Genomic DNA, 25,801 nt, shown 5'->3' with positions numbered 1-25,801 from the left:
CTTAATCCAGGACCTTGGGAACCAGGAACAGGCCTTCCTGGGCGTCGGGGGCGTTGGCCAGCAGCTCCTCGCGGCGGGCCTCCGAGCTGGGTTCGGTCACGACATCTTCACGCAGGCGCAGCACGATATCTTCATGGGCGGACAGCGGGTGGGCCAGGGGTTCGACCCCCTGGGTATCGACGGACTGGAGCCGTTCGATCAGGTGGAGGATGCCGTTGAGTTCGGCCTGCGCGACGGTGCGCTGGTCGGGGGTCAGTTCGATTCTGGCCAGCCGGGCAATGCGGGCCACATCTGTGTCATTGAGCGCCATGGGGGATTGCAAATCGATAAGCGAAGGCCGAGGGGCGGGACAGGGCAGTATGCATATGCCGAACCCGTTACAAAGCTTGAATAGCCTGCATTTATGCGCTATTTCCGGGGAAATTATAAGTTATGATTCACGGTTTAATCGCCGTGATGACAGGCGGACCCGTTGTTTTACGGGCCCTACGCCCCGCGGCATGTACCTCATTCCCCCCAGAATTTAGCTGAGCTCCCATGTTCGGATTCCTGCGCAGTTATTTTTCCAGCGATATGGCGATCGACCTCGGTACCGCCAACACGCTGATCTACGTCCGCGGCAAGGGCATCGTGCTCGATGAACCGTCCGTGGTCGCAATCCGTCATGAAGGCGGTCCCCACGGCAAGAAGATCATTCAAGCCGTCGGCCATGAAGCCAAGCAGATGCTTGGCCGCGTTCCCGGCAATATAGAGGCCATCCGGCCCATGAAGGACGGCGTGATCGCCGACTTCACGGTCACCGAGCAGATGCTCAAGCAGTTCATCCGCATGGTGCACCCCCGCAACATGCTGGCGCCCAGCCCGCGCATCATTGTTTGCGTACCCTGCGGCTCCACCCAGGTCGAACGCCGCGCCATCCGTGAATCGGCCTTGGGCGCGGGCGCGTCCCACGTCTTCCTGATCGAAGAACCCATGGCCGCGGCCATCGGCGCCGGCCTGGCCGTGTCCGACGCCAGCGGCTCCATGGTGGTCGACATCGGCGGCGGCACCACGGAAGTGGCGGTCATCTCGCTGGGCGGCATGGTCTACAAGGGTTCGGTGCGCGTCGGCGGCGACAAGTTCGACGAAGCCATCGTCAACTATATCCGCCGCAACTACGGCATGCTGATCGGCGAGCCCACCGCCGAACTGATCAAGAAGGAAATCGGCTCGGCGTTCCCGGGATCCGAAGTCCGCGAGATCGAGGTCAAGGGCCGCAACCTGGCCGAAGGCGTGCCGCGCAGCTTCACGGTCTCGTCCAACGAGATCCTCGAGTCGCTGACCGACCCGCTGAACCAGATCGTTTCGGCCGTGAAGATCGCGCTGGAACAGACCCCGCCCGAACTGGGCGCCGACATCACCGACAAGGGCATCGCCCTGACCGGCGGCGGCGCGTTGCTGCGCGACCTGGACCGCCTGCTGCAGGAAGAAACCGGCCTGCCCGTCGTGGTCGCGGACGATCCGCTGACCTGCGTCGTGCGCGGTTGCGGCGAGGCGCTGGAACACCTTGAGAAACTGGGCGCCATCTTCATCAACGACTAATTTTGCCCGCCAGCCCGGAGCCCCGCTTTTTCACGGCTCCGGCCGCTGCCGGAGCGACGGACGCGGGCGTCCGGGCTGAGATTCATGCAACGACAAGGGACTCCTCCCCTATTCAGGCGCGGCCCACCTGCGGAGGTGCGGCTGGTCGTTCTGGTCGTCCTTGCGTTGGCCCTGATTGTCATGGATTCGCAATGGCGCATGCTGGAACCGGCGCGCCGGGCGATGTCCGTGGCGCTGTACCCCTTCCAGCGCGCCGTCATGGCGCCGCGCGACCTCGTCCAGCAAGTGAACGAATGGGTCAACGCGGCCAATCTCATCCGTAGCGAAAACGAAGCCTTGCAGCGCCAGCGCATCGAGCTGGCCCAGGTGACCACGCATGGCGCCCAGCTGGCTGCCGAGAACTCGCAGTTGCGCCGGCTGCTGGGCGTGACCGATACCGTGGCACAATCCGCCGTGGTGGTCGAGGTCATGTACGAACCCACCAACGCGTTCACGCAGCGCCTGGTGTTCAACAAGGGCAGCAAGGCGGGCCTGGCCCCGGGCATGCCGGTCATCGACGAAGGCGGCGTGGTCGGGCAGATCGTGCGCGTCACACCCATGACGGCCGAGGCGGCCCTGGTCACCGACGAGCAGGTCTCCATCCCCGTGCAGTTGCTGCGCAACGGCCTGCGCCTGATTGCGTTCGGCGGCAACTCGCCGGGCAAGATGGAAGTTCGTTACCTTGCCGCCAACGCCGACATCAAGGAAGGCGATACCATCGTCACCAGCGGCGTCGGCGGGCTGTTCCCGGCCGGCCTGCCGGTGGCCAAGGTGACCTCGGTCGAACGCGATACCGCTTCCGGCTTCGCGCGCGCCGTATGCGAACCGCTGGCCCATCCCGAACGCTACCGCCACTTCCTGGTCCTGCAGGTCGATGTGGAGCGCGCCGAGTCCAACCGTCAGGAGGTCGATTCCGGTGGATCGGACTAATCAATCCTCGGGGCAGGCCGCGCGCCGCCTCGGCACCCCCAGCAACGTGCAGCCCGACCGGCTTTCCGGCCCGGCGCACGGCGTGTTCGTCTGGGCCACGGTGCTGGTGGCGTGGCTGGTGTCGCTGCTGCCCTGGCGCCTGTGGCAGGGCGCGCCCGACATCCTGCTGCTGATCATCGCCTTCTGGTGCGTGCACGAGCCGCGCCGCGTCGGCCTGTTCACCGCCTTCTTCTTCGGTCTGCTGATGGACGTGCACGACGCCGGCCTGCTGGGCGAGCACGCGCTGTCGTACACGCTGGTCGCCTACGGCGCAGTGGTGCTGCACCGCCGGCTGCAGCGCTTCGACCTCTGGAGCCAGGCCATGCACATGCTGCCTGTGTTCTTCATCGCCCGCTTCGTGACCCAGATCATCCATGCATGGCTGGCCGGCAAATGGCCGGGCTGGGACTGGGGCATCAGCGTGCTCCTGACCACCGCCTTGTGGCCGCTGGCGGGCTGGGTTCTGCACTTGCCGCAGCGCGGTGTCGACGACGCTGAATCCTCCTCCGCCTGACGGCGGCGCCGCGTCATGTTCGAATTCAAGAAAACTGGCCAGCAGCAGAAGCAGCGTTTCCGCCTGCGCGCCTGGGTGGGCGGGCTATTCGCGCTGGCCTGCTTCGGCGTGCTGATCGGCCGGTTCTGGTACCTGCAGGTCGACCGCTACGAAGGCCTGTCGGAACGCGCCGACCGCAACCGCATCGCGGTCGTGCCCATCCCGCCGCGGCGCGGCGAGATCCTGGACCGCAACGGCGAGGTGCTGGCGCGCAACTACCGCACCTATACGCTGGAGGTCGTGCCGGCCCATGCCGGCAATCTGAGCCAGCTGTTCGAACGCCTGACCGAGGTCGTGTACATCAGTCCGGCCGACCAGCGCCGCTTCAAGCGCCGCGCCGCCGAGTCCAGCCGCTACGCCAGCCTGCAGCTGCGCAACAACCTCAACGAGACCGAAGCCGCCTGGTTCGCGGCGCATTCCTTCCAGTTCCCCGGGGTGGAGCTGCGCGCGCGCTGGGTGCGCGAGTATCCGCAGGGCGCGTCGGCGGGCCATGTGGTCGGCTATATCGGCCGCATCGCCGAAGGCGACAACGAAGAGCTGGAGCGCGCCGGCCAGTTGGGCAACTATCGCGGCACCGAGGTCATCGGCAAGAAGGGTATCGAGAAAACCTGGGAAGAGCAGCTGCACGGCCGCACCGGCCTGGAAGAGGTCGAAGTGACCGCGGGCGGACGGCCGATGCGCACGCTGCGCCGCATCGATCCGGTGCCGGGCTCCGACATCATGCTCTCGATCGACCTGGGCCTGCAGAAGGTGGCCGAAGCGGCTTTCGAGGGACAGCGCGGCGCGCTGGTCGCCATCGATCCCGACACCGGCGAGGTGCTGGCCTTCGTCTCTCAGCCTTCGTTCGATCCGAACCTGTTCGTGGACGGCATCGACGTGGACAACTGGCGCATGCTGAACGAGTCGCCGGATCATCCGCTGATCAACCGGCCGCTGTACGGCACCTATCCCATCGGTTCGACCTACAAGCCTTTCGTGGCCCTGGCGGCGCTCGAACTGGGCAAGCGCCGCGCCACCGACCGCATCTCCGACCCCGGTTACTACGAGTTTGGCGGCCAGAAATTCCGCAACGCCGGCGGCGCGGCCTATGGCATGACGGACATGCACAAGGCCATCGTCGTGTCGTCCGACACCTACTTCTATTCGCTGGGCCCCGAGATCGGCGTGAACGCACTGCACGATTTCACCAAGCAATTCGGTTTCGGTCAGATCACCGGCATCGACCTGGAAGGCGAAAAGCGCGGCGTGCTGCCCTCGACCGACTGGAAGCGCTCGGCCTACAAGGACAAGGACCGCCAGCGTTGGTACGCGGGCGAGACGATTTCCGTGGCGGTGGGGCAGGGTTACAACGCCTTTACGCTGCTGCAACTGGCGCAAGGCACGTCCACGCTGGCCAACAACGGCCTGTACCGCCGCCCGCACCTGGTGCACGCGGTGCGCGATCCGCGCACCGGCGAGGCCAAGCCCACCGAGTCCGCGCCCGACTATCGCATTCCCCTCAAGCAGGCCAACGTGGACGTGATCAAGAACGCCATGGCGGACGTGGTGCGGGCCGGCACGGCGCGGCGCGCGTTCGCCAACACCCCCTACCAGGCAGCCGGCAAGACCGGCACCGCGCAGGTGTTCAGCCTGCGCGGCGGCCATTACCGCGCCAGCGCCATTGACGAACGTCTGCGCGACCACGCCTTGTTCATGGGCTTCGCGCCGCTTGAGCATCCGCGCATTGCGGTGGCGCTGATCGTCGAGAACGCTGGCTGGGGCGCGAGCGTCGCCGCCCCGGTCGCGCGCAAGGTGTTCGACTATTGGCTGGCCAAGGACCGCCAGGACAAGATCGTGCGGCCCGACCGCGCCGACCCCCTGGCCTCGGTCGAGGAAATCGCTTCCGACGTGGTGCGCCGATAATGAAACGCCTGGGCCTTATCCTGCTACGTGTGTTCACGGCCTTCGATTGGCCGCTGCTGGCGATCCTGCTGATGTTCGCCGCGCTGGGCATGACGGTCATGCATTCCGCGGTGGGCGGCACCGACTGGCGCTTCGCCGAACAGTCGCGCAATTTCATCATCGCTTTTTTCGCCATGTGGACCATGGCCCTGATTCCGCCGAAGTGGCTGATGAAGCTGGCCTTGCCTTTCTACGTGGTGGGTGTGGTGCTGCTGCTGGGCGTGGAGTTCTTCGGCGAGACCAGCAAGGGCGCGACCCGCTGGCTGAACCTGGGCGTGACCCGCATCCAGCCCTCCGAGATGATGAAGATCGCCGTGCCCATGATGCTGGCCTGGTATTTCCAGCGTCACGAAGGCGCGGTGCGCATCCGCGACTTCCTGGCGGCCGCCGCCATGCTGGCCGCGCCCTTTGGCCTGATCGTGCTGCAGCCCGACCTGGGCACGGCCCTGCTGGTGTTCGGCGCCGGCTTCTTCGTGATCTATTTCGCGGGCCTGTCGTTCAAGCTGCTGGTGCCGGTCATGCTGGCGGGCATCATCGGCATAGGCACGCTGATCTACTACGAAGACCAGTTATGCGAGCCCGATGTGGACTGGGTGGTGCTGCACGACTACCAGAAGCACCGGGTGTGCACGCTGCTCAATCCCAGCTCCGATCCGCTGGGCAAGGGCTTCCATACGATCCAGTCGATGATCGCGGTGGGCTCGGGCGGGGTGTACGGCAAGGGTTACATGAAGGGCACGCAGACGCACCTGGACTTCATCCCTGAACGCACCACCGACTTCATCTTCGCGGTGTACGCGGAAGAATTCGGACTCTACGGCGGCATCGCCATGCTGGTGCTGTATGGCCTGATGATGGCGCGAGGGCTGACGATCGCGTCACGGGCATCGTCGCAGTTCGGCAGGTTGCTGGTTGGGGCGCTGACGATGATGCTGTTCATCTATGTGTTCGTGAACGTGGGGATGGTGACGGGGATTCTGCCTGTGGTGGGGGTGCCGTTGCCGTTCATGAGCTATGGGGGGACGGCTTTGTTCACCATGGGGATTGCGTTTGGGATCATGATGAGTATTAGTCGGCATCGATCGGCTAAGACATGATCTTGACCGTTTGCTGGGCATTCTTGGAGCGGGCTAGGTCTTCTTCGTAGGTCGCCCGCGCCGACGGGCTGCCGCCGTTTTGGCCTGGTGCGCTGCTAGAGCCGTGGTTAGTGGCGAGTCTTTTACTGCCCGTCATTTTCGGCCGCGCGGGCGGCCGAAAATTACATACGTGATTTCCGAAATTTTGATGGTGTTCGCTGTCGCGAATGCGGGCGGTCGTTTTCTGATGACATCACCGTTCAGTGGGTGGGGCGGTGATGGGTGGCGCGCGGCAGGCAGCGGTTTGCGCTTGAAGATTCTCTCGCGCGCGCCACCCATCCGGCACCGCGGCTTAGCGGTCGGTGATGATCAACGGCCTGGTGACGTTCGGTGATGCGCCGTCGCCTTCAAAGCGTCAATGCTGACGGCCGTCTCATGCACGCGCAGCGCCATCCTCAACCGCAAGACACCGCGGAAGCCTCGGAAGGCCGCCCGCGCGGCCGGCCCGAGGCAATCCCCGCAAAATCCCTCGCCATACCCCCACTCGTTGCCAGAACGCCAAGCACACCGCTCGCCCCAGCCGACGTGACGGGCGTCTTAAGAACTCATAGGACGCCCGCAAGCAAACACAACCTCAAGCAGGCAACGCCTCAGGCACCCCAAGGTCGACGGCCAGCTTGGTAAGCCCATCCCAGATCCGGCTATCAAACGTCAGCGTGTCCTCGTTCAGCGCCCGGTTGCGAGCTTCGTACTCGCCCGGATACTGCACGCCTTCGACGCCGGGTTGCGGCTTGCAGGCGTGGAGGTAGTCGATGAACGCGCCCACCTCCATCGACCGCCAGTCCGTGTTGAAGTCCACCTGCGGATCCAGCAGCAGCGCGAACATGTTGTTCGTCGCCACGCCGGTGCGCGGATGCTGCGGCTGGATCGTGCCGCCGCCGGACAGCACGCCGGCCAGCAGTTCGGCTACCAGGCCCAGCGCGTAGCCCTTGTGGCCGCCGAACGGCAGCAGGGCGCCGGGCGGGTCGGTGAACAGCGCGTTGGGATCGGTGGTCGGATTGCCCTGGGCGTCGATCAGCGAGCCCGGGGGCGCCTGCTCGCCCTTGGCGGCCAACACGCGCGCCTTGTTGACGGCGATGGAGCTGGTGGCCATGTCCACGATGAACGGCGGACGGCCGCCGGGCAGCGGGCCGGCGAAACACAGCGGGTTGGTGGTCAGGCAGGCCTGCGCGCCGCCGAAAGGCGCCACGGTGGGCGAGCGGTTGATCACGTTGGTGAAGGCCAACAGGATCAGACCCTTGGCCGCCACCATTTCCCCGTAGTGGCCCATGCGGCCCAGGTGATGGCTGTGGCGCAGGGTCAGGATGCACTGGCCGTGCTCTTGGGTGCGCTCAATGGCCTTCTCGATGACGACCTTGCCGACATATTGGCCCAGCCCGTGGTGGCCGTCATAGGCCAGCATCGCGCCGCGGTCGTTGACCAGTTCGGGCCGGCCGTCGGCCTGGGCCAGGCCCTCGGACAGCACGCGCCGGTAGTTGGTCAGGATGGACAGCCCGTGACTGGTGTAGCCGACCCGGTCGGACTCGACCAGGTGCTCGGCCACGTCGCGGGCGATGTCCTCGGGCACGCCCTGCGCCATCAGCACGCGGCGACCGTATTCATTGGCTTGGGCGATCGAAATCTTCATGATGCGACCTCCTTACAGCCAGCCCAGCCAGCGCCAGTAGGTCATGCCCATCAGCAGCATCAGCAGGTAGCCGACGATGGTGACGATGATGCCGACCTTGGCGAACTGCTTGGCGTTGAAGGTCTCGGTACCCAGGCACACCATGTTCTGCGGTGCGTTGATGGGCAGGATGAAGCCGTAGCTGACGACGAAGCCCAGCAGCATGGTCATGCCCAGGCGGCTGAATTCGCCCGGCAGCGTGGCCAGCACCGAGATCAGGATCGGCAGCATGGCCGAGGTCAGCGCGGTGGCGCTGGCGAAACCCAGGTGGATGACGATGAGGAAGGCGGCCAGGATCGCGAAGATCGCCAGCGGTCCGAGGTGGTCCAGTCCGGTGTGCGCCACGACCTGGTTGCCCAGCCATTGGCCGGCCTGGGTCGTCAGCAGGGCGGTGCCCAGGCTGATGCCGACGCCGAACACGATCACGGTGCCCCATGGGATGCGCGATTGCACGTCTTTCCAGGTCATCACGCCAAAGCGCGGCAGCAGCAGCAGGACCAGGCCGAAGTAGGTGGTCGAAGTGGTGTCGAACTTGTGCAGCTTGCCTTCGGTCGACCAGAACAGCAGCAGCATGAGCGACACGGCCATCAGGCGCTTTTGCGCGCCGGTCATGGGGCCCAGTTCAAGCAGCGACTTCTCGACGGCTTCCTTGCCTCCCGCGATGCTGTCGCTTTCCGGCGGCAGCAGCTTGAGCACGATGATGATCAGCACGGCCGACATGATCAGCGACCAGGGGGCGCCGGCGATCAGCCAGTCCGACCACGCCACGCGCTGGCCCAGCATCTTCTCCATGAAGCCCACGGTCAGCAGGTTCTGCGCCGCGGCGGTCTGGATGCCGACGTTCCAGATGCTGGTGGCCTGCGCCACGATGATCATGATGCCGGCGGCGATGTTGGAGCGCTTGTCCACGCCGAAGGCCGCGATGACGCCCATCATGATGGGCACCACGGCCGCGCTGCGCGCGGTGGCGCTGGGCACGACCAGGCTCAGCACGATGGTCACCGCGATACATCCGATCAGGATGCGGCGCGTGCTGGTGCCTACCTTGGACAGGGTCACCAGCGCGATGCGCCGGTCCAGCCCGGTGAATGTCATGGCCGCGGCAATGAACAAGGCGCCGGTGACCAGCGCCAGCGCCGAGTTCGAGAAGCCCGCCAGCGCCATGCTGATCGCGGCCGAGGTGCCGTAGATGACTTGCGGGTCTTTGATTGTCGGAGCCGTGCCCAGCAGGAAGGCCATCAGCGTCGTGATCATGATCGCGCTGGCTTCGTAGGACACGGCTTCGGTAATCCAGACCACCACTGCGAATGCCAGGATGGCGAGCATCCGGTGGCCCGCGACGGGCAGGTCGGCGGGCAAAGGCATCATCAGCACGCCGATCATCACTAGGACGCCGGCGACGAGTCCGATTGGAATTTTGGTTTTCTTTGGGGCTTGCGAGGCAGGGACGGCGGCTTGCGCGGTCATATCCATCTCCGGTTGAGGTCAAACTGCCGACACACCGCCCCGCGAGCAACGGGATAGGTCAAATCGGTGTGTCGACGCTACAGCATGATCGTGACGGCATTGCGGAAAACCCGTATTGATACTGATCAAGCCTGTGGAGATTTGGGCTTGTGGAAAACCTTTGACGGGCATTATGCTCGTCGCCCCGCGCCGCCGGCAAGCGGAGATTGTTGCATGGAACAATGCTAATAGGCGGGAATAGAGACGAAAAGGAAGTTAATTAGATCGTGCCACGATGCTAATCGGCGCCGAAGCCGGGAGGCGGCGCGGGTCGCTCAGCCCAGCGCCAGGCGCAGCTGTTCGTCCAGATGCAGCGTGGGCGCAATGCGCCACCCACTCTGCGCGTAACGCAGCCACCGGCCCAGCACCAGATGCGTCAGCAGGCTGGCATGCGCCGCGACATTGGCCTGCGGCGGCAGGCCGCCATCGGTGACGGCGATGCGCAGCGATTGCTTCAACGACGCCTCGATGCGGTCGTTGATGTGATTGATGCGTTCCTGCAGGCGGTTGTCTTCCGTGACCAGCGCATCGCCGGTCAGCACGCGCGTCATGCCCTTGTTGCGTTCCGAGAAGGTCAGCAGCATGGAAACGGTCTGGTGGGCCTGGGTCAGGCCATGGGGCTCGGCGATGGCGATCTGGTTCACCAGCGTGAAGATGCTGGTTTCGATGAATTCGATCAGCCCTTCGAACATCTGCGCCTTGCTGGCGAAGTGCCGGTACAACGCGGCTTCAGAGACTTCCAGGCGCGCGGCGAGGGCCGCCGTGGTGATGCGGGAGGCGTGCGGCTGCTCCAGCATCTCGGCCAGGGTTTGCAGAATCTGGGTCTTGCGCTCGCCGGGTTTGCTCGCCATGGAGGGGTCTGCTCTCGCGCAGGCTTGACGGTGGAGGGGAGGGGAGGAGCGCGCCGCTATCCCCGCAGGGGGCGTCGGCGTAACAGCAAATCACTGACGGAGTTTACCCGCAAGTCGACGTAGGCCGGCCGCTGCGAGCGGCCGCGGGCGAACGGCGTGCCCGGGTGATACACGTGAACGGTGCGCAGGCCGGCCTGGCGCGCGCCGCGCAGATTGGCCAGGGTGTCTTCCACCAGCACCGCGTTGCGTGCCTGCACGCCTTCGCGGGCCAGCACATGGCGCAACAAGGCGGGCGAAGGCTTGGGCCGGAACTCGCCATGCAGGCGCATGTGCTCGATGGCCCAGAGGCTGTCGAACTGCCGCAGGATCCCCAGGCGCGCGAGCACGGCGCGGGCGTAGTGCAGCGGCGCGTTGGTCAGCAGCACCTTGCGGCCCGGCAGCCGGCTCAGCTTGTAGGCCAGCGCCTTTTCCGCGCGCACCAGCGGACCGACATCGAAGTCGTGGCTGCGGTGCAGGAACTCATGGGGGTCCACGCCATGATGCCGGACCATGCCTATCATGGTGGCGCCGTAGCGTTTCCAGTACTGCGAGCGCAGGCGGTTGGCGGTGTCGATGTCGACGTTCAGCGCCTCGACCACGGCCATGGTCATGCCGTGGTCGATCTTCGGGAAGATGGCGTGCGAGGTGTCGTGGAGCGTGTTGTCCAGGTCGAACAGCCACAGGCGCTCGGAGTCGCCCGCGGCCGCGCGGCGCGAGCGGCGCATGCGCACCGCCGGCCGCAGCAGGTAACGCTGTGCCCGCATCAGTGCGAGCTGATCATCGTGCCCACGCCCTGGTCGGTCAGGATTTCCAGCAGCAGGCAGTGCGGCACGCGGCCGTCGACGATGTGCACGGAGTTCACGCCGTTCTTGGCGGCGTCCAGCGCGGACGAGATCTTGGGCAGCATGCCGCCGGAGATCGTGCCGTCGGCGAACAGCTCGTCGATGGTTTGGGCCGACAGGCTGCGCAACAGCTTGCCGCCCTTGTCCAGCACGCCCGGGGTGTTGGTCAGCATCAGCAGCTTTTCGGCGCCCAGCACTTCCGCCATCTTGCCGGCGACGACGTCGGCGTTGATGTTGTAGGCCGTGCCGTCCTCGCCATAGCCGATGGGCGAGATGACGGGGATGAACTGGTCGTCCTGCAGCGCCTTGACCACGGCCGGTTCGACCATGGTGATGTCGCCGACGAAACCGATGTCGATGGGTTCGGACGGATTGTCCTTGTTGGCCATCAGCTTCTTCTGGGCCTGGATCAGTCCGCCGTCCTTGCCGGTCAAGCCCACGGCCTTGCCGCCGACCTCGTTGATCATCATGACGATGTCCTGCTGGACCTGGCCGCCCAGCACCCATTCGACCACTTCCATGGTCTCGGCGTCGGTGACGCGCATGCCCTGGATGAAGGTGCCTTGCTTGCCGATGCGGCGCAGCGCGTCGTCGATCTGCGGACCGCCGCCGTGCACCACCACCGGATTCAGACCCACCAGCTTCAGCAGCACGACATCGTGCGCGAAGCTGCGCTGCAGACGCTCTTCCGTCATGGCGTTGCCGCCGTACTTGACCACGATGGTCTTGCCGTGAAATCGTCGGATATACGGCAGTGCTTCAGACAGCACAGCGGCTTTGACAGCAGGAGACGAAACGGCAGCAGGGTCGGGGGTGTCGGTCATGGCAGCTAAGTCGGCAAATATACGTATGAGTGGTTAGAAAAAATGCCTGCACAAAAACGCGTTCGGGACGCGGTAGCGCAAGCATACGACGGATTGTAGTACCCACAGGTTTCTTATGCTTTAAACCCATGTTCATATGCCCGACAAATAACCGGCATTCAGGTAAATTGGGGGCGTTTTCGCAACGGCGACCCCCGCAAAAGGGGGCGAGGCCGCACCGGCAGGGCATCAGCCCCTAATTTTTACCCATAAAAGAGGCAACACATGCGTTTGAACTTTGTCCGGTCCGCTCTGGCGGCGTCGGTGTTCCTGGTGGCGGCGAACGCCGCCCATGCCGAAAAAATCGTGGTGGGCGCGACCCAGGTTCCCCATGCCGAGATCCTGGAAGTGGTGAAGCCGCAGCTGGCCAAGGAAGGCGTGGAACTCGACATCAAGGTGTTCAGCGACTACGTGCAGCCCAACCTGCAACTGGCCGACAAGCAGCTCGACGCCAACTTCTTCCAGCACAAGCCCTATCTGGATTCCTTCAACAGGGACCGCAAGGCCACGCTGGTGCCGGTGGCCCTGGTGCACGTCGAGCCCTTCGGCGGCTATTCCAAGAAGATCAAGAGCCTGTCCGAACTCAAGGACGGCGCAACCGTCGCGATCCCGAACGATCCCTCCAACGGCGGCCGCGCGCTGGTGCTGCTGCAGAAGCAGGGCGTGATCAAGCTGAAGGATCCGTCCAACATTCTGGCGACGGCCGCGGACGTGGTCGAGAACCCCAAGAAGCTGAAGTTCCGCGAACTGGAAGCCGCCATGCTGCCGCGCTCGCTGGATGACGTGGACCTGGCGCTGATCAACACCAACTACGCGCTGGAAGCCGGCCTGGTCCCGACGAAGGACGCCTTGTTCATCGAAGGCTCGGATTCGCCCTACGCCAACATCCTGGTGACCCGCGAGGACAACAAGGACGCGCCGGGCATCAAGAAGCTGGTGCAGGCCCTGCACACGCCCGAGGTGAAGAAGTTCATCCAGGACAAGTACAAGGGCGCCGTGGTTCCGGCGTTCTGATTCCGGCCCGCCGCGGCCTGATCTGGAAACCGCCCGCCGTGGGCGGTTTTTCTTTTGGGCGCCGCCGCGGCGGCGCCGGTCGCCGGACGAAAAAAAAACCGCCCTGTCGGGGCGGTCATTTGCGGGGCTGCGGGGCTCAGCCTGCCGCCAGGGCCTTTTCCACGGTGGCGTGGAACTCCGCCACGTCGTATTCGCCCAGGTAGCGCTTGATGATGCGGCCTTGCTTGTCGATCAGGAAGGCCGTGGGCGTCAGGCGGATGTCGCCGAAGGCGCGGGCGATGTCGCCCTTGGTGTCCAGGGCCACCGGGAACGGCAGCTTGCGCGTTTCGGCGAAGTTCAGCACGAAGTTGGGCGGGTCGTAGTTCATGGCGACCGCGACCGCCTGGTAGCCCTTGGAGGCGTACTCGTTGTAGGCCGAGATGGTTTCCGGCATTTGCTTCACGCAGGTCACGCAGCTGGTGGCCCAGAACTTGACCAGCACGACCTTGCCGCGCAGATCCTGCATCGAGAAGGTCTTGCCTTCCAGCGTGGTGAAGGTGACGTCGGGCGCGGTCTGGGCGGGGCGCATGACGAACCAGGCGCCGATGCCGACCGCCACCAGGACGGCCAACGCGATGATGGCTTTCTTCATTTGATGGGCATGGCCTCTACGCCGCTGCTGGTGCCGGCCGCGTTGTCGCTCGCTGCGCCGGCGCCGCTCTCGATGGGCGCTTTGGTTTCCGTGGAAGTGTTGGACTTGGAACCGGTATTCGACAGCCGGATGGCTTCCTCGCGGCTGATCGTCTCGAACAGTTTAACCACCTTGGCCACGCCGCCGACGTCGGCGGTGGCGTTGGCGGCATATTCGCCTTCGGCCTGCGTCACCTTGCCCATCAGGTAGACCACGCTGTGGTCGGTCGTGACCGCGATGGTGCCGGACGGCACGTACTTGGTGTTGAGCAGGGCGGTTTTGACCTTGGAGGTCAGCCAGGTGTCGTTGGAGCGCGTGCTGAATGAGGCGATGGGGCCGACGTTCAGCTGGTTGATGACCTGTTTGACGTTTTCCACGCCTTGGGCGATGGCGGTGGCCTGGTTCTTGGCCTCTTCGGTGGGGACGTCGCCGGTCAGCAGCAGATGGCCGCCGTAGGCCATGGCATTCACGCGGGCGGTGTCGCCCAGCTTCTGCGAGATCTGGCTCTGCGCCTTGAACGCCATGTTCTGGTCTTCGAGCTGGATGCCGGAGGTGCGGCGGTCGGTCACGACGACCGCGGTGGTGGCGGCCGCGCCGCCCACGATCAGGGGCGCGCAGGCCGACAGCGAGAGCGCGGCGGTGGAGAGCGCCGCGGCGAGCATCAACGGGCGGACTGCGGTACGGACGTCAGAAATCATTCGGTGTCTCCAAGCAGAAGAGCGTCAATGCCGTCGCACAGCGCGTGCAGCAGCAGAATATGGACTTCCTGGATGCGCATCGTGCGATCGCTGGGAACACATAGATGGACGTCCATCGGCGTAATGAGTTCCCCCATGACGCCGCCGCCCTTGCCGGTCAGGGCAAGCACGTGCATCTCGCGGGCGCTGGCGGCTTCCATGGCGCGCACCACGTTGGGGGAGTTGCCGCTGGTGGATATGGCTACCAGCACGTCGCCAGCCTGGCCGAAGGCGTTGACCTGGCGTTCGAAGATTTCGTCGAAGCCGTAGTCGTTGCCCACCGCGGTGAGGATCGAGGTGTCGGTGTTGAGGGCGATGCCGGCCAGGGGCAGGCGTTCGCGTTCGAAGCGGCCCACCAGTTCGGCGATGAAATGCTGCGCATCGGCGGCCGAGCCGCCATTGCCGCAAGCCAGAATCTTGCCGTTGTTTGCCAGGGCGCCGAACAGCACGTCCACCGCCACTGCCAGCGGCTCGGCCAGGACGTTCATGCTTTGTTCGCACGCAGCCATGGCGTCGCGAAAGTGCGACGTCATTCGAGAGGTCATATCCATGGGCGCGATTATCTCACGGGGCCGAGGCGCGGTTCTGTCCAGGCGTAACGACTGTTAGGCAGGTCGTTACCGGGGCGGCGCGGACTTCAGGCCTGCCAGAACGCGCCGCGCAGCCACTGGGGATCGCCGGCGTCGAAGACGACCGCGTCAAAGCGCGCCGCCGGCAGCCTGCCGCGCCAGTGGCGCCGGGCCAGCTCCGGCAGCCAGCAGGCCGCGGCGCTGGCCAGCCGTGCCTGCTTGTCCGCGCCGATGCTGGCTGCGGCGCCGCCGTAGCGGCTAGGGCCGCGCGATCGGACCTCGACGAACACCAGCGTGTCGCCTTCGCGCATGGCCAGGTCGATCTCGCCGGCGCGGGTCTGCAGATTGCGCGCCAGCAGGGCCAGGCCGCGCGACTGCAGCAGGCGCAAGGCGGCGTCCTCGTGGTGGTCGCCCTTGCGTTGGGCGGGCGAGCGTCGCGGGGGCGGGCGATCCGCTGGCGCCGCGCGCGCGGCACGGCGCCGGCGTTTGGCGGCGCGGCCGCGGGCGGCCAGGGCCAGTTCGCAGGCCAGTCGCAAGGTGTCATCCGTCATGGGCGCTCCGGAAGTCGCGGGCATAGGCGGCTACACTGACATGGTTTCCCGTGTCTGTAGGCTGCAATGAATCAAAATGTCTCACCTCCCCCTGCCGGAGATGCCTGGTCTCGCGTTTCTGAACGCGTGGCGGGGCAGCATTGGCCCGCTGCGACGCTGTATGTCGTGGCCACGCCGATCGGCAACCTGGGCGACCTGGGGCTGCGCGCCTGGCACGCTTTGCAGCGGGCCGATGTAATCGCCGCGGAAGACACGCGCGCCAGCCGCGCCTTGCTGGACGCCTGGGGCGTGGGTACGCCGCTCATGGCCGCCCACCGCCACAATGAAGCTGCCGCGGCCCAGGCCATTTGCGAGCGTCTGGCCCAGGGCCAGCGCGTGGCGCTGGTGTCCGACGCCGGCGCGCCCGCCGTCAGCGATCCGGGCGCGCGCATCGTGCGCGCCGTGCGCGAAGCCGGCTTCGGCGTGGTGCCGGTGCCCGGTCCCAGCGCGGTCATCGCCGCGCTGATGGGTAGCGGCGTTACCACCGACGAAAACCCGGGCTATGCCTTTGCCGGATTTCCTCCGCCCAAGGCGGCTGCGCGCCAGCGCTGGCTGCGCACCTGGTGCGCCTTGCCCGCGCCGGTCGTCATGTTCGAATCGCCGCACCGGCTCGCGGCCACGCTGGCCGACCTGCTGGAAGTGTGCGGCCCCGACCGTCTTCTGACCGTGGCGCGCGAACTCACCAAGCGTTTCGAGGAGATCGCAACGTTCCCGATGGGCGAAGGCGCGGCCTGGCTGGCTGCGGACTCGCACCGCGAACAGGGCGAATTCGTGCTGATCGCGCACGCGCCCGCGGAACAGGAAGCGGATGAAGAAGCCGATCCGCGCACCGATGCGCTGCTGGACGCCTTGCTGGAGTCGCTGTCCTTGCGCGACGCCGCGCGCGTGGCCGCCAAGGTTTCCGGCCTGCCGCGCGACGTGCTGTACAACCGGGCCCTGGCCCGCAAGAAATCGGCGGAGTAAGACATGGTGTATTCGACTATCGTGTCCAACAAGCCCGCGGATCCCGACGAACGCCTGGTCTACCGCGACATTTCCACGCCGCTGGGCGACATGCGTCTGGTCGCCAGCGCCAAGGGCCTGCGTGGCGCCTGGTTCACAGATCAGGAACTGCTGCCCGCGGCGGATGGCTGGATCCTCACGGACTCCGATCCCATCCTGGAGCAGGCGCGCCGCGAACTGGAAGAATGGTTCGCCGGCAAGCGCCGCGTCTTCGACGTGGTGCTGGATCCCGTCGGCACCACTTTCCAACACCAGGTCTGGCATGCGTTGTGCGACCTGGAATTCGGCGTGCTGGCCAGCTACGGCGACCTGGCGCGCACCGTGGGGCGGCCCAAGGGTGCGCAGGCGGTCGGCGGCGCCGTCGGACGCAATCCGATCAGCATCATCATTCCCTGTCATCGCGTGATCGGGGCCGACACCTCGCTGACCGGCTTCGGCGGCGGGCTGCCGCGCAAGCAGGCCTTGCTGGCGCACGAAGGCAATCGCTACCGCAGCCGTAGCGCAAGCGCGCGCCGGGTGTGCGACGGTCAGGCCGAACTGCCCTGGTAGGCGGACAGCGGGGCGTTTACTGCGAGGCGATGCTGGGCAGGATGCCGATGCGGTCCGACACCATCGGCACGGCGTCCAAGGCGCTCTGCCGGTCGGGGTAGGGGCCGATCTTGACCCGATACAGATTGTTCGACTGTTCGACCGATGCGGGCGGTGCGCCTTCGGCGCCCAGCTGCGTGTTGATGCGGCTGACCAGCGATTGCGCGTTGGCAGGCTGGCTGAACGCGCCCACCTGCAGATAGACGCTGCCGATGCCGCCCGCTGCCGGCTGGCGCACCGGCGCGGAACCCGGAGCGGGCCCCGACAGGGGGTCGGCCGCCAGCGCCACCGGCACGGCGGCGATGGGCGCGGCCACGGGCGACGAACCCGTGGCCGATGCGGGTTCGGGTATGGCCGTGGCAGGCGCGCCCTGCGAGGCCAGCCGCCGGATCTCGTCCTGCGGGATGGCTTCCACGATCACCTGGCCGCTGCCGGGGCCGATGATGCCCAGCTTGTACGCGGCGACATAGGACAGGTCCATGATGCGGTCGCTGTGGAACGGGCCGCGGTCGTTCACCCGCACGATGATGGTCTTGCCGTTGACCATGCTGGTGACGCGGGCGTAGCTGGGCAGTGGCAGCGTGGTGTGGGCGGCCGTCATGGCGTACATGTCGTAGGACTCGCCGATGGACGTGGAATTGCCGTGGAACTTCTTGCCGTACCACGAGGCGGTGCCGCGCTTTTTATAGGGCTGGCCGCTGGTGTCCGGCACATAGCGCTGGCCGAACACCACATACGGCCGGTTCGCGCCGCTGGCATAGGGTTCGATCCTGGGCACCGCGTCGGGCACCTGGTCCAGGTTCGAGGGCGGATTCGCGTCTGGCCCGTCGTCCTTGTAATACCCGCCGCCCTTCTTGCGTCCGCCGGTGGAAGAGCAGCCAGCCACGGCAATGGCCAGCAGCAGCATCATGAACAGGCGGGTCGGGCGGGACAGGGTCATGCGGATTCGTCAGGCAGTTGGGTGCGATGGCGCACCAGCAGCGGGTCGTGGTCGGCAAAACGCAGCGCCAGCTGTTCGACCACGTACACCGAACGGTGCTGGCCGCCGGTGCAGCCGATGGCGACCGTAAGGTAATTGCGGGTGTCTTGCGTGTATTGCGGCAGCCAGCGGTTCAGGAAACCGGCGATGTCGTCGATCATCTGCCCCACCAGGTCGAAGCCCGCCAGCCAGGCGGCCACGGGTTCGTCACGGCCGGTCAGCGGCCGCAGGTCGCGGTCGTAGTAGGGGTTGGGCAGGCAGCGCACGTCGAACACCAGGTCCGCGTCGCGCGGCACGCCGCGCTTGTAGGCGAAGGACTCGAAAGTCAGCACCAGCGGTGCGCGGTCGGCCTTGATCAGGTCGCGGATCCAGACGCGCAGTTGGCCCGGCGTCAGGTCCGAGGTGTCGATGACGTGTTCCTGTTCGCGCAGCGGCGCGAGCAGTTCGCGCTCCACAGCGATGCACTCGGACAGCGTCGGGGTCTTGCCGCCGTGCTGCAGGCGGTCGGTCAGCGGGTGGCGGCGGCGCGATTCGGAATAGCGCTGCACCAGCGTTTCCGTGCTGGCGTCCAGGAAGACCACGCGCAGGCTGGTGCCCATGGCGCGCAGCGCGGTGACCACGTCGGGCAGTTCGGCCAGTTCGCCGGGGGAGCGGACGTCGATGGCGACCGCGACGCGCTCCATGCCGTCATCGCGGGCGTTGGCGATGAACTCGGTCAGGAACCGCACGGGCAGGTTGTCGACGCAGGTATAGCTTGCGTCCTCAAGCATGCGCAGGGCGACGGACTTGCCTGAGCCTGAGATGCCGGTGACGAGGACGACTTTCAACATGGACATGATTGTGGCACGCTTTTCGAGGACGATGCCGGCGGGATGACATCTGATATGGCCGTAAACTGCCAATCTGCGCCTGTACCGCTTTGGTCCCCCTGGCGTAAGCTGGGGGCCGGATACTCGACAGATTCACATACGCGCCCCGCCGTCATGCGTTTCGGGGGAATGGAATTCGACCTAGATGTTAGCCTTCATTTCCTTTCGTAGTGTTTCACTGCCGCGTTTTTGGGCAATTTCCCTATTTGGGGTGGCTGCCGCCTTCCTGGCAGCGCCCGCGCCGGCCCAGCCCGCGCCCCAGGAAATCCTGCGCCCGGACACCATGGACGCCCGCGTCGCCGCCTGTACGGCCTGTCATGGTGCGCAGGGCCGGGCCGGCAACGACGGCTACTATCCGCGCCTGGCGGGCAAGCCTCAGGAGTACCTGTACCACCAGCTGCTCAACTTCCGCGACGACCGGCGTCAGTACCGGCCCATGACGCATTTGTTGACCGGCCTGCCCGACGACTACCTGCGCGAGATCGCCGCGTATTTTTCCTCGCAGCATGTGCCGTATCCGGCGCCGACGCGCGCCGACGTCTCCGCCGCCACGCTGGAAGCCGGGCGCAAGCTGGCCCTGAACGGTGACGCCGCGCGCGGTCTGCCCGCCTGTGCCGCCTGTCACGGTGCCGCTCTGGGCGGCGTGTTGCCCGCCATTCCCGGCTTGCTTGGCCTGCCGCGCGACTACATCGGTTCGCAGATCGGCAGCTGGAAGAACGGCTTGCGCCGCGCTGCCGAGCCGGACTGCATGGCCGACATTTCCAACAAACTCACTCCCCAGGACATCGGCGCGCTGGCCGCATGGCTGTCCTCGCAACCCGTCGTGGAACCCTACGCGCCAGAAGCCGCGGGTTCGATACGCCTGCCCGCGGAATGCGGCAGCCAGGCGCAACGGTAAGGGAGAGGCCGGATGTCGATCATGAAGAAAGTCCTGTCCGCCCTGTTGCTGCTCGCGATCGTAGCCGTGGGCGGCCTCTACTGGTTCGGTACGCGCGACGATGCCAGCACCGGTCCCGCCGCGGCCGCGGCGGATGCCGCGACGCTGGTGGAGCGCGGCCGCTACCTTGCGCTCGCTGGCAATTGCATGGCCTGCCACACCAGCCGGGGCGGCAAGGCGCTGGCGGGCGGCACGCCGATCCCTACGCCGTTCGGCACGGTGTACGGCCCGAACCTCACGCCCGACGACAGAACCGGCATAGGCGCCTGGACCGCGGACGATTTCTGGCAGGCGCTGCACAACGGCAAGTCGCGCGACGGCACGCTGCTGTATCCCGCTTTCCCTTATACGGAATACACGCGCGTGACCCGCGCCGATTCCGACGCGTTGTACGCCTATCTGCGCACCGTGGCGCCCGTGGACCAGCCCAACCGGCCGCCCGAGATGGAATTCCCCTACGACCAGCGGGCGCTGCTGGCCGCCTGGCGCGCGCTGTACTTCAAACCGGGCGTGCAGGAGGCGGACGCAGGGCAATCGGTGCAGTGGAATCGCGGCCGATATCTGGTCGAAGGCCTGGGGCATTGCGCCGCCTGCCATACGCCGCGCAACAACCTGGGGGGGCTGCGTTCGGCCGACCCATTGGCCGGCGGCGTGATCCCGGTGCTGGATTGGTACGCGCCGCCGCTCACCAACGATATGGAAACCGGCATGGGCAGATGGTCCGCCGAAGACATTGCAGCCTTGCTCAAGACTGGCATTTCGAAGCATTCCAGCGCCAGCGGGCCCATGGCCGAGGTGGTGCTGGGCAGTACGCAGCATCTGACCGATGCGGACGCACTGGCCATCGGCGTCTATATCAAATCCCTGCCCGCCACGGCGGCTTCAACGGAGCGTACGCGGACCGCTGTCGCGCCAGCCGCCATGGAACTGGGCGGCAAGATCTACCGCCAGCAATGCGTGCAATGCCACCAGTCAGCGGGCGAGGGCAGCGGCACGGCATGGCCCGCGCTGGCGGGCAATCCGACCGTGACGGCGCCGTCGCCTGTCAACGCGATCCGCATGGTGCTGGACGGCGGCTATGCCCCGGCCACGGCGGCGAACCCGCGGCCTCACGGCATGCCGCCCTTCGGGCAGCTGCTCAACGACGGCGACATCGCGATGCTGGTGACGTATATCCGCAATAGCTGGGGCAACGAGGCGGGCGGCGTGACCCCGCTGGAAGTCAAGCGCGCGCGCGCCGCATCGACGTTGAACTGACGCGGAATCAGCGCGCTCGCGCGGCCTGCGCGCAGGCCGCGCGAGCCAACTCGCCGAGTACGCGGATGGCAGCCTGCGAGGCCGCGTCCCAAGGGTGCCCGTAATTCAGGCGCAGCGCGCTGCCGAATTGGCCGCTGGCCGAAAAGATCGGCCCCGGCGCCACGCTGATGCCGCGCGCGAGCGCCTGGCGATGCAGCGTCAGCGCATCCACGGCGGCCGGCAGTTCCAGCCACAGGAAGAACCCGCCTTGCGGACGCGTCACGCGCGTGCCGGCCGGGAATTCCTGGGCGATTGCCTCGGCCATGCGCTGCTGCTGTGTCTGCAGCGTTTCGCGCAGGCGGCGCAGGTGGCGGTCGTAGCCGCCTTGCTCCAGATATTCGGCGATGGCGCCCTGGGCGGGGCCGGAAGCCGATAGCGTCGACGACAGTTTCAGGCGCTGTACGCGTTGCGCGTAGCGTCCGGCCGAGGTCCAGCCGATGCGGTAACCCGGCGCCAGGCACTTGGAAAAAGACGAGCAATGCAGCACCAGCCCCTGGGTGTCATAGGCCTTGGCGGGTACCGGCCGCACCGATCCGAAATACAGCTCGCCGTACACATCGTCTTCGATCAGCGGAATATCGTGGCGCGCAAGCAGCTGGACCAGCTGGCGCTTTTTTTCATCGGGCATCAGGCTGCCCAGCGGGTTCTGGAACTGCGTCATCAGCCAGCAGGCGCGGGGCGCGTGGCGCTCGATGGCGGCCTGCATTGCGTCCAGGTCGATGCCGGTGCGCGGATGCGTCGGTATTTCCAGCGCCTTCAGCCCGTGGCGCTCGAGCGCCTGCAAGGCGCCATAGAACGTGGGAGCCTCGACCATGACCGTGTCGCCAGGCTGCGTGACTGCTTGCAGGCAGAGGTTCAGCGCTTCCAGCGCGCCGTTGGTGACGACGATGTCGCCGGCTGGCACGTTGATGCCGCCGATCAGGTAACGCAGCGCGATCTGGCGGCGCAGGCCCGGATTGCCAGGCGCCAGGTCTTCCACCGTGTCCAGCGGATCCTGGCGCTTGAGGTGCGCGGCCATGGCCTGGGCCAGCCGCGGCAGCGGGAACAGCAACGGGGAAGGGAAGGCGGAGCCCAGCGGCGTCACCTCGCGGTTGCGCACTGAGCCGAGAATGTCGAAGATGCGCTCGCTGATCGCGAGCTCCGTTGAGTCGCCATCCGGAGTGGACGCGCCGGGTTCCGGTGGCAGGGATGCGGCAGGGGCGTTGACGTAGTAACCGGAGCGCGGCTGCGCCCGGATCAGGCCTTGCGCTTCCAGCAGGTAGTAGGCCTGGAACACCGTCGACGGGCTGAGGCCGCGCGCCGCGCACGCGTCCCGCACGGAGGGCAGCTTGTCGCCCGCGCGCAGCACGCCGTCGCGGATCGACTTGGCGATCTCGGCGGCCAGGTTTTCATACAGGTTCAAGCTGCCGCCGGACGACGCGCGCCTACTTGCTGCTTTGCAGGATCGCCATGGCCTGGCGTTCCATGAATTCGCCCAGCGTATCGATGCCGCGCAGCTTCAGGATGGTATTGCGCACGGCGGCCTCGACCAGCACCGCCAGATTGCGGCCGGCAGCCACTTGCAGCATGACCTTGCGCACCGGCAGGCCCAGCATGTCTTGCGTGATGTCTTGCAGCGGCAGGCGCTCGAACTTGTCTTGCGCGGTGGCGCGCACCAGGTGCACGATGAGCTTGAGGCGCATCTTGCGGCGTACGGAGGTCTCGCCGAAGATGGTGCGGATATCGAGCAGGCCCAGGCCGCGCACTTCCAGCAGGTTCTGCAGCAGCTGCGGACAGTGGCCTTCGATCATGTTGGGGGCGGTGCGCGAGAATTCCACGGCGTCGTCGGCCACCAGGCCGTGTCCGCGCGAAATCAGTTCCAGCGCCAGTTCGCTCTTGCCCAGGCCGGATTCACCGGTGATCAGCACGCCCAGTCCCAGCACGTCCAGGAACACGCCATGCACGGTGGTAGTGGGCGCCAGTTTCTTGCCCAGGTAGATGCGCAGCAGGTCGATCAGTTGCGCCGCCGCCACCGGCGTGGACAAGAGCGGCACCTGATGCTGGTCGCACTGGTCGATGAGGTCTTGCGGCGGGGTCAGGCCGTCGGCCAGCAGGATCGCGGGTACGCCGCCGATCAGCAGCTCGTCCATGTGGTGCATGCGGCGGCGCAGGTCGAAGCGGGTGTAGTACGCCAGCTCTTCCTGTCCGAACACCTGGATGCGGGACGGGTGGATCAGGTTCAAGTGGCCGACGAGGTCCGCGGCCGACATGCCGTCGTCGGGAATCGCGCGGTCCGCGGCGCCCTGGCCGGAAATCCAGTTAAAGGGGATTTTGTCGGCGTTGTCGTCGACGAGTTCCTGCACCGTGAGCATGGCTGCGCTTCCGCGTGGAGTTCAGAGTTGGCCGGTCGTGAGCATCTTATGGACGACAGCGGGATCGGGCTCTGTGGCCAGGGCCTCGCGCAAGGCCTTGTTCGACATGAGCTGCGCCAGTTCGGCCAGGATGTCCAAGTGCTGCTGCGTGGCCGTTTCCGGCACCAGCAGGCAAAGCAGCATCGACACGGGCTGCCCGTCGGGTGCATCGAAAGTGATGGGCTGGGCCAGGCGGATGAAGGCTGCCAGGGCCTGTTCCAGGCCCTTCACACGGCCATGCGGCACCGCCACGCCCTGTCCGAGCGCGGTGGAGCCCAGGCGCTCCCGGGCGAACAGGCTGTCGAAGACGAGCGCGCGCGCCAGGCCATGGTTGTTTTCAAAGAGAAGGCCGGCCTGTTCGAACGCACGTTTCTTGCTCGTTGCGAGCATATCGAGCACGACGTTGCCGGCGGGTAGGATGCGCGACAAATGATTCATCGGATCATTATATGGTTATATGACGCACTGCAATAATCGGCCTCTGAGATGCGTACTCGGCTCGGTCGCATCATGGGGCGGCAAGAGCGACAGCATAGACCGATAGCGGCGGATTGTGGGCATTCTTGCGCCCGGCGGCGAGGGTGGCCCTGGGGAAAGCGTCGGAAACGTGGAAAAACGGAATCGCCGGCGGGGCCGGGAATTGGGGGACGAGGAAGGGGGGTACTGCGGGAGGCACTACAAGGAGGGAAGTTTGCCGATGCCCCAGCCGGACGTTGCGTCTAGCGGGACACCGGGACTCAGGCAGGATTACTAGAATCGCTGTTTAGCTAGTCTCGCAGTGCGAGTGCTCATGAAGCGCGTTACTGCTGGGGTGGCGTTAGATTCGCCGCTTGCCGCTTCACGGACTCCGCCGTGTGACTTCGTACCTTGTCCTTGTGCTTGATGACCTGACGGTCGACTTTGTCAGCAAGAAGGTCTATGGCTGCATAGAGATTTTCATCGGTTGCTTCACAATGAATGTCCTTACCGCTTAGACGCATGGTGATTTCGGCTCTATGCCGCAGGGGCTCTACCGAGAGCATGACCTGGGTATCGATGACGTGATCGAAATGCCGCAGCACTCGCGCCAGTTTGTTCATGACATATTCCCGGATGGCCGGGGTGACGTCGAGGTGACGACCGCAGATGCTCAGGTTCATAGTGTGCTCTCCTTCTAAAAGAGGAAAAAAGGGTGCGCAAAAAGCGCGGCTGATTCGTTAGGCGTTCTCCTTGATTGAGCGGGTTCGTTTAGTACTAGTGTATAGACTCGGGCCGATAAAACAAGCTGACCTAGCGCAAGTTCATGGCATTTTTATGGCTGAGGCCCCAGGGTGCGTGCGCCTTTGCGCAGGCGGCGCCTAGGGGTCTTCCCCAGGGCCGCATTACATGCGGAAATGCTCTCCCAGATACACCCGGCGCACGGCGGGATCGCCCACGATTTCGTCGGGGTGGCCGTCGGTCAGGACCTTGCCTTCGCTGATGATGTAGGCGCGGTCGCAGATGCCCAGGGTTTCGCGCACGTTGTGGTCGGTGATCAGCACGCCGATGCCGCGGCCCTTCAGGAAACGCACGATGCGCTGGATCTCGATCACCGCGATGGGATCCACGCCGGCGAAGGGTTCGTCCAGCAGGATGAAGCGCGGGCTGGTCGCCAGCGCGCGCGCGATTTCCACGCGGCGGCGTTCGCCGCCCGACAGGGAGATGGCGGCGTTGCTGCGGATGTGGCCGATCTGCAGTTCTTCCAGCAGCGATTCCATCTGCTCGTTGATCTTGGGCGTGGACAGCGGACGTCCATCCGGCCCCAATTGCAGTTCCAGCACGGCGCGGATGTTCTGTTCCACCGTCAGGCGGCGGAACACGGAGGCATCCTGGGGCAGGTACGACAGGCCCATGTGCGCGCGCTTGTGGATCGGCATCGAGGTGATGACGGAGCCGTCGATCTCGATGCGGCCCGCATCCGCGGGCACCAGGCCCACGATCATGTAGAAGCTGGTGGTCTTGCCGGCGCCGTTGGGGCCGAGCAGGCCGACCACTTCGCCGCTGACCACGGACAGGGACACGTCCTGCACCACGGTCCGGCCGTTATAGGTCTTGCGCAAGCCGGTTGCGCGCAGGCTGCCCTGCTTGACGCCCGAAGGCGCGGAGGTTACCGGAGTCGGCACTGAAGGTTGGTTCATCGTGGCTGCGAGTGGTGT

The 25,801-nt window shown here is 65.9% G+C and carries 27 protein-coding genes; 10 read left to right on the top strand and 17 right to left on the bottom strand.

From position 1 onward, the window contains the following. Position 1: 1 nt before the first annotated feature. Positions 2 to 310: an Asp-tRNA(Asn)/Glu-tRNA(Gln) amidotransferase subunit GatC gene (gene gatC, locus NGK62_RS09965; protein WP_054456891.1), complete on the bottom strand. Its 309-nt coding sequence runs from the start codon at positions 308 to 310 to the stop codon at positions 2 to 4. Between the two features lie 227 nt (positions 311 to 537). Between gatC and NGK62_RS09960 the strand changes: the two genes are divergently transcribed. The 5 genes from NGK62_RS09960 (at position 538) to rodA (ending at position 6,180) form a co-directional block, all read left to right on the top strand. Beyond that, the gene (locus NGK62_RS09960) at positions 538 to 1,581 is read left to right on the top strand and encodes a rod shape-determining protein (RefSeq protein ID WP_006216320.1); all 1,044 of its coding nucleotides are present in this window, start codon (positions 538 to 540) and stop codon (positions 1,579 to 1,581) included. A gap of 84 nt (positions 1,582 to 1,665) precedes the next feature. Then, entirely contained in the window at positions 1,666 to 2,550 is an 885-nt protein-coding gene (gene mreC, locus NGK62_RS09955; RefSeq protein ID WP_042796087.1) for a rod shape-determining protein MreC, read from the top strand. Then, a complete protein-coding gene (gene mreD, locus NGK62_RS09950) occupies positions 2,537 to 3,103 on the top strand; it encodes a rod shape-determining protein MreD (protein ID WP_059380005.1) in 567 nt (188 codons plus the stop codon). The genes mreC and mreD overlap by 14 nt, the downstream gene beginning before the upstream one ends. 15 nt (positions 3,104 to 3,118) lie before the next feature. Next, on the top strand, positions 3,119 to 5,044 hold the full coding sequence (gene mrdA / locus NGK62_RS09945) for a penicillin-binding protein 2 (protein ID WP_118933233.1): 1,926 nt from the start codon (positions 3,119 to 3,121) through the stop codon (positions 5,042 to 5,044). Beyond that, positions 5,044 to 6,180 carry a rod shape-determining protein RodA gene (rodA, locus tag NGK62_RS09940; protein ID WP_118933232.1) on the top strand — a complete coding sequence of 379 codons (1,137 nt, stop codon included), beginning with the start codon at positions 5,044 to 5,046 and terminating at the stop codon, positions 6,178 to 6,180. The genes mrdA and rodA overlap by 1 nt, the downstream gene beginning before the upstream one ends. 613 nt (positions 6,181 to 6,793) lie before the next feature. Here rodA and NGK62_RS09935 read toward each other — a convergent pair. From NGK62_RS09935 to argB, 5 genes are all read right to left on the bottom strand, one after another. Next, a complete protein-coding gene (locus NGK62_RS09935) occupies positions 6,794 to 7,846 on the bottom strand; it encodes an Ldh family oxidoreductase (RefSeq protein ID WP_059378320.1) in 1,053 nt (350 codons plus the stop codon). Between the two features lie 12 nt (positions 7,847 to 7,858). Further along, positions 7,859 to 9,352: a DASS family sodium-coupled anion symporter gene (locus NGK62_RS09930; RefSeq protein ID WP_059378318.1), complete on the bottom strand. Its 1,494-nt coding sequence runs from the start codon at positions 9,350 to 9,352 to the stop codon at positions 7,859 to 7,861. A gap of 314 nt (positions 9,353 to 9,666) precedes the next feature. Then, positions 9,667 to 10,242, bottom strand: coding sequence for a nucleoid occlusion factor SlmA (gene slmA / locus NGK62_RS09925; RefSeq protein WP_059378316.1), 576 nt, complete (start codon positions 10,240 to 10,242; stop codon positions 9,667 to 9,669). Between the two features lie 56 nt (positions 10,243 to 10,298). After that, a complete protein-coding gene (locus NGK62_RS09920) occupies positions 10,299 to 11,045 on the bottom strand; it encodes a pyrimidine 5'-nucleotidase (RefSeq protein ID WP_059378314.1) in 747 nt (248 codons plus the stop codon). Beyond that, positions 11,045 to 11,947: an acetylglutamate kinase gene (argB, locus tag NGK62_RS09915; RefSeq protein ID WP_013396740.1), complete on the bottom strand. Its 903-nt coding sequence runs from the start codon at positions 11,945 to 11,947 to the stop codon at positions 11,045 to 11,047. The genes NGK62_RS09920 and argB overlap by 1 nt, the downstream gene beginning before the upstream one ends. Positions 11,948 to 12,211: 264 nt before the next feature. Here argB and NGK62_RS09910 point away from each other — a divergent pair, with 264 nt between their 5' ends. After that, the gene (locus NGK62_RS09910) at positions 12,212 to 13,000 is read left to right on the top strand and encodes a MetQ/NlpA family ABC transporter substrate-binding protein (RefSeq protein ID WP_059378311.1); all 789 of its coding nucleotides are present in this window, start codon (positions 12,212 to 12,214) and stop codon (positions 12,998 to 13,000) included. Between the two features lie 136 nt (positions 13,001 to 13,136). Here the strand turns inward: NGK62_RS09910 and NGK62_RS09905 are convergent, their stop codons facing one another. The 4 genes from NGK62_RS09905 to NGK62_RS09890 form a co-directional block, all read right to left on the bottom strand. Continuing rightward, positions 13,137 to 13,631, bottom strand: a complete 495-nt coding sequence (locus NGK62_RS09905; RefSeq protein WP_088143222.1) for a peroxiredoxin family protein — start codon at positions 13,629 to 13,631, stop codon at positions 13,137 to 13,139. Next, a complete protein-coding gene (locus NGK62_RS09900; RefSeq protein ID WP_059378309.1) occupies positions 13,628 to 14,368 on the bottom strand; it encodes a BON domain-containing protein in 741 nt (246 codons plus the stop codon). Before NGK62_RS09900 ends, NGK62_RS09905 begins: the two co-directional genes overlap by 4 nt. Next, complete coding sequence (locus NGK62_RS09895; RefSeq protein ID WP_054457773.1) at positions 14,365 to 14,958, bottom strand: phosphoheptose isomerase; 594 nt, start codon at positions 14,956 to 14,958, stop codon at positions 14,365 to 14,367. Before NGK62_RS09895 ends, NGK62_RS09900 begins: the two co-directional genes overlap by 4 nt. 86 nt (positions 14,959 to 15,044) lie before the next feature. Next, positions 15,045 to 15,527 carry a YraN family protein gene (locus NGK62_RS09890; protein ID WP_251878223.1) on the bottom strand — a complete coding sequence of 161 codons (483 nt, stop codon included), beginning with the start codon at positions 15,525 to 15,527 and terminating at the stop codon, positions 15,045 to 15,047. 66 nt (positions 15,528 to 15,593) lie between these two features. Between NGK62_RS09890 and rsmI the strand changes: the two genes are divergently transcribed. Together rsmI and NGK62_RS09880 are read left to right on the top strand one after the other, a co-directional pair. Further along, entirely contained in the window at positions 15,594 to 16,529 is a 936-nt protein-coding gene (gene rsmI, locus NGK62_RS09885; RefSeq protein WP_059378306.1) for a 16S rRNA (cytidine(1402)-2'-O)-methyltransferase, read from the top strand. Positions 16,530 to 16,532: 3 nt separating this feature from the next. Further along, positions 16,533 to 17,117, top strand: coding sequence for a methylated-DNA--[protein]-cysteine S-methyltransferase (locus NGK62_RS09880; protein ID WP_059378304.1), 585 nt, complete (start codon positions 16,533 to 16,535; stop codon positions 17,115 to 17,117). A 16-nt stretch (positions 17,118 to 17,133) separates the two neighbouring features. Here NGK62_RS09880 and NGK62_RS09875 read toward each other — a convergent pair whose 3' ends face one another. Both NGK62_RS09875 and rapZ read right to left on the bottom strand, forming a co-directional pair. Next, positions 17,134 to 18,096, bottom strand: coding sequence for a septal ring lytic transglycosylase RlpA family protein (locus tag NGK62_RS09875; RefSeq protein WP_251878221.1), 963 nt, complete (start codon positions 18,094 to 18,096; stop codon positions 17,134 to 17,136). Continuing rightward, positions 18,093 to 18,965 carry an RNase adapter RapZ gene (gene rapZ / locus NGK62_RS09870; protein WP_059378358.1) on the bottom strand — a complete coding sequence of 291 codons (873 nt, stop codon included), beginning with the start codon at positions 18,963 to 18,965 and terminating at the stop codon, positions 18,093 to 18,095. Before rapZ ends, NGK62_RS09875 begins: the two co-directional genes overlap by 4 nt. A 184-nt stretch (positions 18,966 to 19,149) precedes the next feature. Between rapZ and NGK62_RS09865 the strand changes: the two genes are divergently transcribed. Together NGK62_RS09865 and NGK62_RS09860 are read left to right on the top strand one after the other, a co-directional pair. Beyond that, positions 19,150 to 19,902, top strand: coding sequence for a c-type cytochrome (locus tag NGK62_RS09865; RefSeq protein ID WP_251878219.1), 753 nt, complete (start codon positions 19,150 to 19,152; stop codon positions 19,900 to 19,902). A gap of 12 nt (positions 19,903 to 19,914) precedes the next feature. Next, the gene (locus NGK62_RS09860) at positions 19,915 to 21,198 is read left to right on the top strand and encodes a c-type cytochrome (RefSeq protein WP_251878217.1); all 1,284 of its coding nucleotides are present in this window, start codon (positions 19,915 to 19,917) and stop codon (positions 21,196 to 21,198) included. Positions 21,199 to 21,205: 7 nt separating this feature from the next. Here NGK62_RS09860 and NGK62_RS09855 read toward each other — a convergent pair whose 3' ends face one another. The 5 genes from NGK62_RS09855 to lptB form a co-directional block, all read right to left on the bottom strand. Continuing rightward, complete coding sequence (locus NGK62_RS09855) at positions 21,206 to 22,639, bottom strand: aminotransferase-like domain-containing protein (RefSeq protein ID WP_118933592.1); 1,434 nt, start codon at positions 22,637 to 22,639, stop codon at positions 21,206 to 21,208. A gap of 22 nt (positions 22,640 to 22,661) precedes the next feature. Beyond that, the gene (hprK, locus tag NGK62_RS09850; RefSeq protein WP_013396727.1) at positions 22,662 to 23,588 is read right to left on the bottom strand and encodes an HPr(Ser) kinase/phosphatase; all 927 of its coding nucleotides are present in this window, start codon (positions 23,586 to 23,588) and stop codon (positions 22,662 to 22,664) included. A 21-nt stretch (positions 23,589 to 23,609) separates the two neighbouring features. Next, positions 23,610 to 24,065 carry a PTS sugar transporter subunit IIA gene (locus NGK62_RS09845; protein WP_006389881.1) on the bottom strand — a complete coding sequence of 152 codons (456 nt, stop codon included), beginning with the start codon at positions 24,063 to 24,065 and terminating at the stop codon, positions 23,610 to 23,612. A gap of 362 nt (positions 24,066 to 24,427) precedes the next feature. Further along, positions 24,428 to 24,766, bottom strand: a complete 339-nt coding sequence (gene hpf / locus NGK62_RS09840; protein ID WP_013396726.1) for a ribosome hibernation-promoting factor, HPF/YfiA family — start codon at positions 24,764 to 24,766, stop codon at positions 24,428 to 24,430. A gap of 222 nt (positions 24,767 to 24,988) precedes the next feature. Beyond that, on the bottom strand, positions 24,989 to 25,783 hold the full coding sequence (lptB, locus tag NGK62_RS09835) for an LPS export ABC transporter ATP-binding protein (protein ID WP_054457765.1): 795 nt from the start codon (positions 25,781 to 25,783) through the stop codon (positions 24,989 to 24,991). Positions 25,784 to 25,801: the final 18 nt, after the last annotated feature.

The sequence above is a fragment of the Achromobacter sp. Marseille-Q4954 genome, assembly GCF_943737025.1.
GTDB lineage: Bacteria > Pseudomonadota > Gammaproteobacteria > Burkholderiales > Burkholderiaceae_B > Achromobacter > Achromobacter bronchisepticus_A.
This window is presented reverse-complemented; position numbering and strand designations above follow the sequence as displayed.

Bases quoted from the DNA above. Each gene is read 5' to 3' on its own strand.
- NGK62_RS09845 (WP_006389881.1), bottom strand. From the start codon at position 24,065: ATGAATCATTTGTCGCGCATCCTACCCGCCGGCAACGTCGTGCTCGAT.
- NGK62_RS09875 (WP_251878221.1), bottom strand. From the start codon at position 18,096: ATGACCCTGTCCCGCCCGACCCGCCTGTTCATGATGCTGCTGCTGGCC.
- NGK62_RS09935 (WP_059378320.1), bottom strand. From the start codon at position 7,846: ATGAAGATTTCGATCGCCCAAGCCAATGAATACGGTCGCCGCGTGCTG.
- NGK62_RS09895 (WP_054457773.1), bottom strand. From the start codon at position 14,958: ATGGATATGACCTCTCGAATGACGTCGCACTTTCGCGACGCCATGGCT.
- slmA (WP_059378316.1), bottom strand. From the start codon at position 10,242: ATGGCGAGCAAACCCGGCGAGCGCAAGACCCAGATTCTGCAAACCCTG.
- rodA (WP_118933232.1), top strand. From the start codon at position 5,044: ATGAAACGCCTGGGCCTTATCCTGCTACGTGTGTTCACGGCCTTCGAT.
- hprK (WP_013396727.1), bottom strand. From the start codon at position 23,588: ATGCTCACGGTGCAGGAACTCGTCGACGACAACGCCGACAAAATCCCC.
- NGK62_RS09900 (WP_059378309.1), bottom strand. From the start codon at position 14,368: ATGATTTCTGACGTCCGTACCGCAGTCCGCCCGTTGATGCTCGCCGCG.
- lptB (WP_054457765.1), bottom strand. From the start codon at position 25,783: ATGAACCAACCTTCAGTGCCGACTCCGGTAACCTCCGCGCCTTCGGGC.
- NGK62_RS09890 (WP_251878223.1), bottom strand. From the start codon at position 15,527: ATGACGGATGACACCTTGCGACTGGCCTGCGAACTGGCCCTGGCCGCC.
- NGK62_RS09860 (WP_251878217.1), top strand. From the start codon at position 19,915: ATGTCGATCATGAAGAAAGTCCTGTCCGCCCTGTTGCTGCTCGCGATC.
- NGK62_RS09910 (WP_059378311.1), top strand. From the start codon at position 12,212: ATGCGTTTGAACTTTGTCCGGTCCGCTCTGGCGGCGTCGGTGTTCCTG.
- NGK62_RS09960 (WP_006216320.1), top strand. From the start codon at position 538: ATGTTCGGATTCCTGCGCAGTTATTTTTCCAGCGATATGGCGATCGAC.
- mreC (WP_042796087.1), top strand. From the start codon at position 1,666: ATGCAACGACAAGGGACTCCTCCCCTATTCAGGCGCGGCCCACCTGCG.
- NGK62_RS09865 (WP_251878219.1), top strand. From the start codon at position 19,150: ATGTTAGCCTTCATTTCCTTTCGTAGTGTTTCACTGCCGCGTTTTTGG.
- gatC (WP_054456891.1), bottom strand. From the start codon at position 310: ATGGCGCTCAATGACACAGATGTGGCCCGCATTGCCCGGCTGGCCAGA.
- hpf (WP_013396726.1), bottom strand. From the start codon at position 24,766: ATGAACCTGAGCATCTGCGGTCGTCACCTCGACGTCACCCCGGCCATC.
- NGK62_RS09920 (WP_059378314.1), bottom strand. From the start codon at position 11,045: ATGCGGGCACAGCGTTACCTGCTGCGGCCGGCGGTGCGCATGCGCCGC.
- argB (WP_013396740.1), bottom strand. From the start codon at position 11,947: ATGACCGACACCCCCGACCCTGCTGCCGTTTCGTCTCCTGCTGTCAAA.
- rsmI (WP_059378306.1), top strand. From the start codon at position 15,594: ATGAATCAAAATGTCTCACCTCCCCCTGCCGGAGATGCCTGGTCTCGC.
- mrdA (WP_118933233.1), top strand. From the start codon at position 3,119: ATGTTCGAATTCAAGAAAACTGGCCAGCAGCAGAAGCAGCGTTTCCGC.
- NGK62_RS09905 (WP_088143222.1), bottom strand. From the start codon at position 13,631: ATGAAGAAAGCCATCATCGCGTTGGCCGTCCTGGTGGCGGTCGGCATC.
- NGK62_RS09930 (WP_059378318.1), bottom strand. From the start codon at position 9,352: ATGACCGCGCAAGCCGCCGTCCCTGCCTCGCAAGCCCCAAAGAAAACC.
- NGK62_RS09880 (WP_059378304.1), top strand. From the start codon at position 16,533: ATGGTGTATTCGACTATCGTGTCCAACAAGCCCGCGGATCCCGACGAA.
- rapZ (WP_059378358.1), bottom strand. From the start codon at position 18,965: ATGTTGAAAGTCGTCCTCGTCACCGGCATCTCAGGCTCAGGCAAGTCC.